A 12,058-nucleotide genomic window follows, 5' to 3' on the forward strand; every position below is an offset into this window, starting at 1 on the left:
TCATGCCGGCCTTGCGCGGGGAGGTTGCTTGCGCCGCCACTGGGTGGCGATTAGCATGTGACCTACAGGGCGAGGCAAGGTTGACCGGAAAATGGGGTGTCGGCCAGCCGTTATGGAACGCATGAAGCAGCCGAAAACGACAGTGCGCGCCGGTACATCAGAGCCGACGCAGGAGATTTTGTTGCAGCTCGTGCAAATCAGCACGAGCGGGGAGGGTGGTCACGACGCTTGCATTGATCGCTTGCTGGAGACGGTCGCGCGCTTTTTCGACCTTCCACTTGCCATTATCGCGCAAATCGAAGGCGCACGTTACGAGGTTCAATTCGTTCGTGATGTGAATGCCGAGGTCGAGGTTGGCCAGGTCTTCGATCTCAGCCAGACCTATTGCGAACGCGTGATCACGCTTGAGAAGCCGATCTATGTCCACAAGGCGTCGGAAAGCCTGTTTTCCGATCATCCCTGCTATCGCGACATGGCGCTTGAGACCTATCTCGGCGTTCGCCTTTTCGTTGGTGGCGCCGTTTACGGGACCCTCAATCTGACAGCGCCAGACGCACAACCGCGCGCTTGGAGCCCCGACGCCGTCGCCGTATTGGAGACTGCCGGCGCCCTGGTCAGTCACCACCTCGCCCTTCGCGAGGCTGATCGACGCTTCTCGCTCGCCGTCAAGGGTGCCAGCGTTGGTTTGTGGGAATGGGATGTCCGAAGCGATGCGCTTTACTGGTCGCCGCGCTTTCTCGAACTGGTGGGGGTTTTGGATCCGGATTTCCAACCGACTTTTGATGATTTTGTGGACCGGCTGCACGCGGCAGACCTGGACCGGGTCATTCTGGCCATCAACGATCACCTGTCCCAGCGCAAGCCCTTCGCGATCGAGTATCGGTTGCGGCACGAGGGCGGGGAGTATTTCTGGGTTCAGGCGCGTGGGCAGGCGGAATGGGGGCGGGGCGGCCAGGCCTTGCGAATGGCAGGGTCGATCGATGACATCACCGAGCGCAAGACTGCCGAAATGCGCGCCAGGGACCGGCTCCGCTTGCTGGAAATGGCCGGCGAGGCTGCCCGGGTCGGTTATATCGAGATCAGTCCCGAGGCCGGGCCGGGGTCAGCCAGTGACGAGGTCTACAGCATTCTCGGGCTTGATCGGACGCAGTTTGAGCTGTCTTTCGACACCCTGCTCTCGCGTGTGCATCCCGATGATTTCGCGACGGCCCGCAGCCTTTTTGAACGATCGGTCGAGAGCGGTGCGCTTGAAGCCGAGGCGATCCGTTTCACGCGGGCAAGTGATGGTGAAGAACGCCTCGTCCATGTCTGGGTCCAGTCACTGCTCGATCCGGGTGACCGGATTCCGCGCAGCTTCAGTGTCATCCAGGATGTCACCGGGCAGCGGGCGGATGAACAAAGATTGCGCCGCCAGGCAGCTGAACTGAAACGCAACAATGCCGAACTCGAGCGCTTCGCCTCGATTGCCTCGCATGACCTGCAGGAGCCGCTGCGAAAAGTATCCACGTTCGGCAGTCTCCTGGCGCGTGATTACAGTCCGCTGCTGGACGAACGCGGTACCAAGATGATTGGCCAGATGGTCGATGCGGCGCAGCGCATGCAACAACTCATCGCCGACCTCCTGCAATATTCCCGTTCGGCGCACACCGCGCTGAATGTGGAGGTCCTGCAGCTCGACGAGTTGATGCAGGACGTCATGACGGATCTCGAGATTGCTGTGGACGACTGTCACGCGACAATCAATTTCCCGCCCGAGGCGAAGATTGCCGGCGACCGGATATTGATGCGTCAGCTATTCGTCAATCTGATTGGCAACGCGTTGAAATACAGGGCTGCCGGCCGCCGCCCGGTGATTGATATCGGTGTGCAGAATGGCAAGCGATGCTGCCGGATCGCGATCAGCGACAATGGAATCGGCTTTTCCCAGAAGTATGCCGAACGGATATTCGAGGTCTTCCAGCGCTTGCATTCGCGCGATGCCTATCCGGGTACCGGGGTCGGGCTCGCCCTGTGCCAGCGGATAGTCGAGCGCCATGGCGGGACGATTCGTGCCGAGGGCGAGGTCGATGTCGGCGCATGTTTTACCGTAGCGTTACCGCGAGACCCCGTGGATCGCTATTCCCTTATGACTGGCGAAGCGGTCTAGACGCAGTCCATACATTGAGTGTTTGACGAGGGGTTCGGGACGGCTGACACTCACGGTCCGTTCCGTACCGGTTCTTTTGTTTTCATTGCGAGTAGCCATCCATGATCCTTGAATCCCGTATCCTTGCGCGCTCCGAGGCGATCCTGAAATCCTGGCGTACGCTCAATTGGGCGAGCGCGTTTTCCGCGATCATCTATCCCGCGCTCGGCCTTGCCCTTCTCACCACAATGGTCGTGCTCGGTCTTGCCCTTGGCGGGCTGACCCTGCGCTGGTGGTATGCGCCGCTGTGTTTCGGCGTGACCGCGCTGACCATCTTCCTGTGCAATATGGGTATCGGCCCACTCCACCGGATCTGGCAACATCGCGCCGGCGAGATCAAATGGCCCGGCCAGGTGATCATCATGGTCAACTGCATCCTAGCCATGCAGGGTTCACTGAAGGATTGGGTGAATTATCATTCCCAGCACCACCGCTTCGCCGACAAGCCTGGTGATCCGCATAATCCGTTTGAATCCAAGGTCTGGGCCTGGGTTGGCTGGATCCTGTGGCGCGACGAAAAAGATCTCGCCCGTCCGATGCCGATGTGGCTGAAGGACAATCCGGTCGTGCATTTCGCCGACCGTTTTCACATCACCCTGTCTCTGGTCATGCACTTTGCCATTCCGGCCATGATCTATCTCATCGTTGCCCTGGCGGGCGGCTCGCTGATCCTGACCGCGCTGATCCATGCCAGCGTGATCATAGGTCGCGGTCTGCAGTTTCACGCCACCACGCTCGGCGTGAACGTGTTCGGTCACATGAAGACCCCGAAATGGTTCGATTATCTTCTGGCGCTTCTGACCGGCGGCGAGGCGCTGCACGACCATCATCACGACTTCCCGCGCTCGGCGCTGCACCTTCCCAAGAAGGGGTTCTGGAACCGGGTCGTCGACTATAATGGCACGGCGCTCCTGGTGATGCGCCGTCTCGGCATCGCCAAGAACCTGGAGATCGCACCGCAATTTGCCTGATTGCGGGCGATCTGCCGCACTGCACCTGAAAGCCCCGGTCCGTCGACCGGGGCTTTTTCATGCGTTCCTGCATGCGGCGATTTCACTGAAATCGCCGCTTTCAACCATGGACCTGACCCCGGTTCGGCGCTAGCGTCTTCGCAAGTGCATCATACCGAATGCTCGATAAAGTCGATAAAGGGGAGATCATGTCCGATCTGGAAAGCTTCCGCGAAGAAGTCCGGGACTGGCTTGAGGCCAATTGTCCCGAGGAAATGCGCCGGCCCATGGAAAGCGAGGCCGACGCTGTCTGGGGTGGCAAGAAGGGGCAATACTCAGAACCGCAAAAGACCTGGCTGGAGCGGATGGCGGCCAAGGGCTGGACGGTTCCGGAATGGCCGACCGAATATGGCGGCGGCGGTCTTTCCAAGGAGGAAGCCAAGGTCCTGCGCGCGGAAATGCAGCGCATCAAGGCGCGCTCGCCGCTGCAGTCCTTCGGGATATGGATGCTTGGGCCGGCGCTGTTGAAATTCGGCACGCACGAGCAGAAACTCGAGCATCTTCCCCGCATCGCCCGTGGCGAAATCCGCTGGGCACAGGGCTATTCCGAGCCGAACGCCGGCTCCGATCTGGCAGCATTGATGACCAGGTGCGAGGACAAGGGCGATCACTACCTGATCAACGGCCAGAAGATCTGGACCTCCTACGCCGATCAGGCCGACTGGATCTTCGCGCTGGTCCGGACCGATTTCGAGGCCAAGAAGCATGAAGGCATCTCCTTCATCCTCGTCGACATGGACCAGCCGGGCGTCACCACGAAACCGATCAAGCTGATTTCCGGCAAGTCACCCTTCTGCGAGACCTTCTTTGATGATGCGAAGGCGGAAAAGCGCAATGTGGTTGGCGAGCTCAACAAGGGCTGGACCGTCGCCAAATACCTGCTCACCCATGAGCGCGAAATGATTGGCGGCATGGGATCAGGTGCCATGCGCCCGGCTGGCGATGTGGCCGTGCAAATGCTCGGCAAGGACGAGCAAGGCCGTCTCGCCGACCCGCTGCTGCGCACCGATATCGTGCGCCTGGAAATCGACGGGCTCGCCTTCATGTCGACGATGGAGCGGGTTCTTGACGAGGCCAAGGCCGGGCAGGGGACAGGCGCCAATTCCTCGGTCCTGAAATACTACGGCACCGAGCTCAACAAGCGCCGCCTCGAACTGATGATCGACAGTGCCGGCCAGGACGGGCTGGAATGGGGAGCGGATGATGATGTCGCGGCCACATGGCTGCGCACCAAGGGCAATTCGATCGAGGGCGGTACGTCCGAGGTCCAGCTCAACATCATCTCCAAACGCATTCTCGAATTGCCGTCGGCCTAGACGCCGCACCACAGGGGAGAGACCATCATGGCCATGGTGCTCAATGAAGAAGCCGGCATGCTCAAGGATGCCGCCCGCGGATTTCTCGCGGACAGCGCGCCGGTCGCGCAATTGCGCAAGCTGCGCGACACCGAAAGTGCGGACGGGTTCGACCGCAAGACCTGGGCCGCGATGGCCGAGATGGGCTGGACCAGCGTTTTGGTTCCCGAAGACCAGGGCGGTGTGGAGATGGGCTATGTCGCCGCGGGCGTCATCGCCGAGGAGATGGGCCGCACGCTGACAGCCTCGCCCTTCCTGTCGACCGCCATCATGGGCGCAACAGCCCTGTCGCGCTTCGGCTCGGACGGGCAAAAAGCCGAATGGCTGCCGCGTATTGCCGCTGGCGAGGCGATAACTGCGGTCGCGGTCGATGAAGGCCGCAAGCACAATCCTTCAAGCGTCGCCACCACGGCCGAGCGCTCGGGCAATGGTTTCAAGCTGTCCGGCCGCAAGAGCTTCGTGGCTGAAGGCCATGTCGCCGACATGCTGATCGTGTCCGCGCGAACCGCCGGCAGCGGGAGCGAGGACGAAGGTGTGTCGCTCTTTCTGGTGCCGATGGGGGCTGCCGGACTGACGGTGGACCGGATCAAGACCGTCGACAGCCGCAATTTCGCAACCGTCACGCTGGACGGCGTTGACGTGACCGCGGATGCGGTGCTGGGCGAGGTGGATGGCGGGCTCAAGGCGCTGGAAGCCGTGCTCGACGCCGGTCGTGCCGGCCTGTCGGCGGAAATGTCCGGCTCGGCACAGCAATGCCTTGAAAGCACGGTGGGCTATCTCAAGGAACGCAAGCAGTTCGGTCAGATCATCGGCACCTTCCAGGCGCTGCAGCACCGGGCCGCGCATCTCTATTCCGAGGTCGAACTGGGCAAGTCGATCGTCTTGAAGGCGCTTCAGTCGCTGGACGCCGCACCGGATCATGCCGCGATGATGGTGTCGGCCGCCAAGGCCAAGCTGGGCCAGGTCGCCCAGCTGGCGGCTCAGGAAGGCGTACAGATGCATGGCGGGATGGGCATGACGGACGAGTTCGATATCGGCTTCTTCATGAAGCGGATCCGGGTCGCCGAAGCGCTCTATGGTGACGCCAATTACCACGCCGAGAAATTCGCTCGGATGCGCCAGTACTGATCCGGACCGGAACCAATCCGGCGGAGGAGAGACGGATGGAATATCAAGGCAAGGTGGTTGCGATCACAGGTGGTGCGCGCGGTATCGGGCTCGCCATGGCGCGCGCTTTCCACGCGGCAGGCGCGAAGATTGCGCTCGCCGACCTCGACGGCGCGGAAGCGGCCGCGGCCGAGTTTGGCGGCATTGGCATGAAAGTCGATGTCACGAAGGAAGCGGAAATCGCGGCCTTCCTCGACCGGGCTGAAGCAGAGCTGGGCCCGGTTGAGGTCTATGTCTCGAACGCGGGCATCCTGCGCACGGACGAGCCGAGCTGGGACGCCGCTGGTGCCGACGACAAGGCGTGGCATGACAGTTTCGAGGTCAATGTGATGGGCGCTGTTCGCGCTGCCCGCCAGGTCTGGCCGCGCATGAAAGCGCATGGCGGCGGGGTGTTCGTGATCGTCGCCTCTGCGGCCGGTCTGCTGGCCCAGATCGGCGCGTCTTCCTATACCGCGTCGAAGCATGCGGCTGTCTCCTTTGCGGAGAGCATGGCGATCGCCCATGGTGATGAGGGGCTGCAGGTGGTGTGCGTTTGTCCGCAAGCCGTCCGGACCGACATGCTCGGCGGCAGCGAGGATGGCGGGATTGCCGGAGCGGATGGTATTGTCGAGCCCGCCGATGTTGCGGCCGAGACCCTCGCTGCGATTGCGGAGAAGCGCTTTCTGGCGCTGCCGCACGAGAATGTCCCGGCCTATGAGCAGGCGCGCGCGAATGAACGCGATCGCTGGCTTGGCGGGATGCGCAAGTTTCGCCGCATGATGGTCGGCGCACGCGGTCGGCCCGTCTAGGCACGGGGCGCGCCGAACAGAATTCGAAGAACAGTAAAAACGGTTAAAAGATCAAAGGGGAGAGATATGGATCTCGGTGTATCCGAGCGCGTGAAGCCGCTCATCGAACAGGTTCGTGCCATGGTGCGCGATGTGGTCATGCCGGTTGAGGCGGAATACCATGCGGAGATCGGCAAGGCCGGTGACCGTTTCGCCTTCACCGACCGCCAGACCGAGATCCTTGAAAGTCTGAAGGCCGAGGCGCGCAAGCGCGGCCTGTGGAATTTCTGGCTGACCGGATCGGATCGTGGCTACGGCTTGTCCACTGTGGAATATGCCTTCCTGGCCGAGGAAATGGGCTGGTCCCACCTGGCCGCCGAGACCTTCAACTGTTCGGCGCCGGATACCGGCAATATGGAAGTCATCGAGCGCTACGGAAACGCCGAGCAGAAGAAGCGATATCTCGAGCCGCTGCTCGAGGGCAAGATGCGGTCGGCCTATCTGATGACCGAGCCGGACGTAGCCTCCTCGGATGCCACCAATATTGCCTTTTCCGCCGTCGAAGATGGCGATGAGTGGGTGCTCAACGGCGAAAAATACTGGGCTTCGGGCGCCGGGGATCCGCGTTGTGCCGTCTATGTCCTGATGACCCGCACCGAGGGCGATGACGCGCCGAGACACGGTCGTCACTCGCAATTCCTCATTCCTTCCGGCCTGCCGGGCATCGAGATACTGCGTCCGATGACCGTGTTCGGTCATGACGATGCACCGCACGGCCACATGCATATCCGCTTTACCGATGTGCGCGTGCCCAAGGAATGTCTCATCCTTGGCCGCGGGCGTGGTTTCGAGATTTCGCAAGGCCGTCTCGGGCCGGGGCGGATCCACCACTGCATGCGGGCTATCGGCCAGGCCGAGCGGGCGCTCGAGCTGATGTGCCGCCGCGCTGTTTCGCGGACCGCGTTTGGCAAGCCGCTCGCCAAGCTTGGGGCCAATTACGACATTATCGCGGAACGGCGCATGGCGATCGAACAGGCACGCCTGCTTTGTCTCAAGGCCGCCTGGATGATGGATCAGGGCGATCCGCGCGCCGCCGCGCCCTGGATCTCGCAGATCAAGGTCGTGGCGCCTCGCGTCGCTCTGGAGACCGTTGACGAGGCCATGCAGATGCATGGCGGGACCGGCGTCTCCCAGGACACGCCGCTGGCCATGATGTGGACCGGTTTGCGTACCCTGCGCTTCGCCGATGGCCCCGATGCCGTCCACCGCATGGTGATCGGCCGCAAGGAACTCAAACCATACGCCAATGAGGTCTGAGCATGGCCCAGCGTAAACCTGCCCCCCCAAGGGCCGTTCTCGAACAGATTGCGCGGCAGGTCGCCGAAGCCGAACCGGTCCTCAACATAGGCGAGGCCGATGTCCTGGGCGTGCGCCAGAAGGCCTATGTCAACGCACCGGCCGATCTGCGTTTTCTCCTGCTCAAGGCCATGGAGCATGGCGATGCCACGGCTGTGGTGTTTGAAGGCCAGCGCTGGTCCTTCGCGGATCTGGTGGCGCGCTCGGTTGCCGTCGCCAACACGCTGATCGACCGGCATGGCGTCAAGCCGGGCACGCGCGTCGCGCTGGCCTTGCGCAATTGTCCGGAATGGATGGCCTGTTTCCTCGGCGTCATCGCCGCCGGGGGTGTCATCGTGCCGCTCAATGGCTGGTGGACCAGCGAGGAGATGGCGTTCGGGCTTGAGGATTGCGGCGCCAGGATCGTGATTGCCGGGGCCCGCCAGGTCGAGCGTATCCGGCCGCATGCCGGTCGGCTCGGCCTGACACTCATTGCCGGCCGCGGCGAGATCGACAATGTCGCGGATACATTCGACAACATGGTCGCGGCCGGCGCCGGCAAGGCGCCGCCTGAACTGGTCATCGATACCGACAGCGATTTCGCGATCTTCTACACCTCCGGCTCGACCGGAAAACCCAAGGGCGCGCAGCTCACTCATCGCGGCGCGGTGACAACCATATTGTCGTTTGCCCTGCTGGGCGCTGCGCTGAAACTGGCCAATGGCAACCAGGAATTTGTCGATGGCGATCCCGGCGTCCTGGTCTGCCTGCCGCTCTTCCATTGCACCGGCTCACACGCCGTCTTCATGCTGTCGCTGTTTTCCGGCCGCAAGATGGTGCTGATGCGCAAATGGGATGCCGGCGAAGCCGTCGATCTCATCCAGGCGGAGAAACTGACAGACATGGTGGGCGTGCCGACCATGTCGCATGAGCTTACCCTGGAGGCCGAACGCCGCGGTGTAGTGCTTGAAACCCTGCAATCGATGGGGACTGGAGGCGCCAAGCGTCCCGAGGCTCATGTCGAGAAGATCAATGAGGTCTTTCCGCAGGCCTGGGCCTCCTCGGGCTACGGCCTCACGGAGACCAATGCGCTTGGCACCTATAACGGGCTGGCGGAATACCAGGCCAAGCCGGGATCCTGTGGCGCGCCGCTGCCGGCTGTCACCTTCATCAAGACGGTTGATGCCCAGGGCCATGAGACCCCGACCGGCGAGCCGGGCGAGGTCTGGATTCAGTCCCCTGCCGTGTTTCGCGGCTATCTCAACCAGCCCGAGGCCACCGCTGACGTCCTGACTGCAGATCGCTGGTTCAAGACCGGCGATGTCGGCATCCTCGACGAGGACGGCTTCCTGTTCATCGTCGACCGCATCAAGGACATGGTGATCCGGGGCGGCGAGAATGTCAGCTGCCTGGAAGTCGAGGGCGCGCTGGCGCATCATCCCGACATACTGGAAGCGGCGGTGATCGGCATTCCCGACGAGCGCCTGGGTGAGCGTGTCGGTGCGGCGATCCTGCTGCGCGAGGGCGCGAGCCTGTCCGATGACGACCTCAAGGCCTTCCTCAAACCGCACCTGGCGCCGTTCAAGATTCCCGACCGTGTCTGGCGGATGGATGGTCCCCTGCCGCGCGGCGGGACCAGCAAGATCGACAAGCCGGGGCTTCGCAAGATGCTTTTGAACGATGGGGAGACGGCCTGATGCCTGTTATCAAGAAGGAAGACCTCGCCGCCGCGGTCGGAACCGAGATCGGCGTGTCTGGCTGGACCGAGATCAGCCAGGAACAGATCAACACCTTCGCCGATGTCACGGATGATCATCAATTCATCCATATCGACCCGGAGCGGGCCGTCAGGGAAACGCCTTTCGGCGGGACGATCGCGCACGGTTTTTTGACCCTGTCCATGCTGTCTTCGCTGGCGGCTGGAACCACACTGGTGCTCGAGGGCATTGTGATGGGGATCAATTATGGTTTCGAAAAGGTGCGCTTCCTCACCCCGGTCCGGGCTGGCAAGCGCGTTCGCGGTCGCTTCACCCTGGCCGATGCGGTTGAGCGCAATCCGGGCCAGTGGATGCTCAAATACGATGTGACGGTCGAGATCGAAGGCGAGGACAAGCCGGCGCTGATGGCGCAATGGCTCACCCTCCAGATCGTCGGCTGACCGGCACACACCACAATCAGGGAATTGAGACGATATGAGTGAAATTCGTTTTGACGGCCGCGTCGCCATTGTCACCGGCTCGGGCCAGGGCTTGGGCCGGACCCACGCGCTTGCGCTGGCCTCACGCGGTGCCAAACTGGTCATCAATGACCTGGGCGGCTCGCTGGACGGCACCGGAACCGGCTCTGCCGCCGAGGACGTCGCCGCCGAGATCCGCGACGCGGGTGGCGAGGCGATCTCGCATCGCGCCAATGTCACCAAGGCCGATGAAGTCGCCGACATGGTCGAACAGGCCAGGGCCAAATGGGGCCGGATCGACATCCTGGTCAATAATGCCGGCATCCTGCGCGACAAGTCCTTCTCCAAGATGGAGCTGGATGATTTTCGCGCCGTGGTCGATGTCCATCTCAACGGGTCGGCGGTTTGTACCAAGGCGGTCTGGGACATCATGCGCGAGCAGGAGTATGGCCGTATCGCCATGACCACCTCCTCCTCGGGCATGTATGGCAATTTCGGCCAGTCCAATTACGGCGCCGCGAAGTTCGGCGTGGTCGGGCTTATGAATACGCTCCACCTGGAAGGCGCCAAGTACAATATCCGCGTCAATGCCCTGTCGCCGACCGCCGCCACGCGCATGACCGAAGGCCTGCTGCCGCCGGCCGCGCTCGACCTGATGACGCCGGAATCCGTCTCGACGGGCCTTGTCTATCTCGTCAGTGAAGACGGTCCGAGCCGCACCATCCTGTGCGCTGGCGCCGGCGGTTATGCCGTCACCAAGATCCACGAGACCGATGGCATCTACCTGCCGCCGGAACAGCAGACGCCGGAGAATGTTGCGGCACGCTTCTCGGAGATTGCCGATGAGGCCGGCCAGAAAGAGCTCAAGGCAGGCGGCGAGCAGACCATCAAATTCCTCACCAAGGCGGCGGCACATGCCGGCGTGAAACTGGGCTGACCCCCAAGACAGGAGACGCCAAATCATGAAAGCGCTTATCTGCAAGGCGTTCGGTCCCGAGGACCAGCTCGTCGTTGAAGACATCGATGCCCCGGCCATCCAGCCCGGCCATGTCCGCATCGACGTGAAGGCCGGGGGGCTGAACTTCCCCGATCTTCTGTGCGTGCGCGGGCAGTACCAGTTCAAGCCGCCACTCCCCTTCGTGCCGGGCACGGAAGGCGCCGGTGTGATTGCCGAACTGGGGGAGGGCGTTGAAGGTCTCGCAGTCGGCGACAAGGTCTTGTTCAACACCCCGGTCGGGGCCTTTGCCGAACAGGCCGTGGTCCCCGCGGCCTCTGTCACCCCGATCCCGGACTCCATGCCCTATGAGGCGGCCGCGGGTCTGACGATCGTCTACGGCACCTCCTATCATGCGCTCAAGCAGCGGGCCCTGCTCAAGCCGGGCGAGAGCCTGCTGGTGCTCGGCGCGGCCGGCGGTGTCGGCCTGGCCACGGTCGAGCTGGGCAAGGCCATGGGCGCGCGTGTCATCGCCGCGGCGTCCAGCGATGAAAAGCTGGCCGTCTGCAAGGAGCATGGCGCCGACGAGCTGATCAATTACTCGACCGAAGACCTCAAGGCCCGGATCAAGGAATTGACCGGCGGCAAGGGCGTCGACGTGATCTATGACCCGGTCGGCGGTGATTACGCCGAGACCGCCTTCCGCGGCATTGCTGCGGGCGGTCGCCATCTGGTCATCGGTTTTGCGGCCGGCGAGATTCCGAAATTGCCGCTCAACCTGCCGCTTCTGAAAATGGCCAGCGTGGTGGGTGTGTTCTGGGGCGCCTGGGCCGGTGCCATGCCAGCCGCGCACAAGCAGAACATGGCCGAGCTCTTCGAGATGTTCGAAGCCGGCAAGATCAAGCCCCACGTGGCCGGCACCTACCGGCTGGAAGACTTTCTCGAGGGCTTCAACGCCCTGTCCGGCCGCAAGGCGATCGGCAAGGTCATCCTGGTGCCCTAGGCATCCGGATCGGTTCGACATGAAGCGGCGCGGCGGAGTTCTGTCGCGCCGCTTTGCTTTGCCTGCGTGGATGGCCGGAAGCCGCGCGCAAGGCTTGACCGGGCGAGCAGTCGGCCCATCATCATA

General features: G+C 62.6%; 10 protein-coding genes. All 10 read left to right on the forward strand.

The window, feature by feature from the left end; genetic code table 11:
- Window positions 1-190: 190 nt before the first annotated feature.
- The 10 genes from QZZ02_RS10240 to QZZ02_RS10285 all read left to right on the forward strand — a co-directional run bounded on the left by QZZ02_RS10240 (window position 191) and on the right by QZZ02_RS10285 (window position 11,932).
- Window positions 191-2,146, forward strand: a complete 1,956-nt coding sequence (locus tag QZZ02_RS10240) for a PAS domain-containing protein (protein WP_291844195.1) — start codon at window positions 191-193, stop codon at window positions 2,144-2,146.
- A gap of 101 nt (window positions 2,147-2,247) precedes the next feature.
- Entirely contained in the window at window positions 2,248-3,156 is a 909-nt protein-coding gene (locus QZZ02_RS10245; protein WP_291844135.1) for an acyl-CoA desaturase, read from the forward strand.
- Between the two features lie 188 nt (window positions 3,157-3,344).
- Window positions 3,345-4,511 carry an acyl-CoA dehydrogenase family protein gene (locus QZZ02_RS10250; protein ID WP_291844137.1) on the forward strand — a complete coding sequence of 389 codons (1,167 nt, stop codon included), beginning with the start codon at window positions 3,345-3,347 and terminating at the stop codon, window positions 4,509-4,511.
- Between the two features lie 27 nt (window positions 4,512-4,538).
- A complete protein-coding gene (locus QZZ02_RS10255) occupies window positions 4,539-5,678 on the forward strand; it encodes an acyl-CoA dehydrogenase (protein WP_291844139.1) in 1,140 nt (379 codons plus the stop codon).
- 35 nt (window positions 5,679-5,713) lie between these two features.
- Window positions 5,714-6,505 carry an SDR family NAD(P)-dependent oxidoreductase gene (locus tag QZZ02_RS10260; RefSeq protein WP_291844141.1) on the forward strand — a complete coding sequence of 264 codons (792 nt, stop codon included), beginning with the start codon at window positions 5,714-5,716 and terminating at the stop codon, window positions 6,503-6,505.
- A gap of 66 nt (window positions 6,506-6,571) precedes the next feature.
- Window positions 6,572-7,801 carry an acyl-CoA dehydrogenase family protein gene (locus tag QZZ02_RS10265; protein WP_291844143.1) on the forward strand — a complete coding sequence of 410 codons (1,230 nt, stop codon included), beginning with the start codon at window positions 6,572-6,574 and terminating at the stop codon, window positions 7,799-7,801.
- 2 nt (window positions 7,802-7,803) lie between these two features.
- Window positions 7,804-9,516, forward strand: a complete 1,713-nt coding sequence (locus QZZ02_RS10270) for a class I adenylate-forming enzyme family protein (protein ID WP_291844145.1) — start codon at window positions 7,804-7,806, stop codon at window positions 9,514-9,516.
- On the forward strand, window positions 9,516-9,977 hold the full coding sequence (locus tag QZZ02_RS10275) for a MaoC family dehydratase (protein ID WP_291844147.1): 462 nt from the start codon (window positions 9,516-9,518) through the stop codon (window positions 9,975-9,977). The genes QZZ02_RS10270 and QZZ02_RS10275 overlap by 1 nt, the downstream gene beginning before the upstream one ends.
- A gap of 34 nt (window positions 9,978-10,011) precedes the next feature.
- Window positions 10,012-10,932 carry an SDR family NAD(P)-dependent oxidoreductase gene (locus tag QZZ02_RS10280; RefSeq protein ID WP_291844149.1) on the forward strand — a complete coding sequence of 307 codons (921 nt, stop codon included), beginning with the start codon at window positions 10,012-10,014 and terminating at the stop codon, window positions 10,930-10,932.
- A gap of 25 nt (window positions 10,933-10,957) precedes the next feature.
- Complete coding sequence (locus QZZ02_RS10285) at window positions 10,958-11,932, forward strand: NADPH:quinone oxidoreductase family protein (RefSeq protein WP_291844151.1); 975 nt, start codon at window positions 10,958-10,960, stop codon at window positions 11,930-11,932.
- Window positions 11,933-12,058 lie beyond the last annotated feature (126 nt).

The organism is Maricaulis sp. (genome assembly GCF_015665295.1).
In the GTDB taxonomy this organism is placed as follows: Bacteria; Pseudomonadota; Alphaproteobacteria; order Caulobacterales; family Maricaulaceae; genus Maricaulis.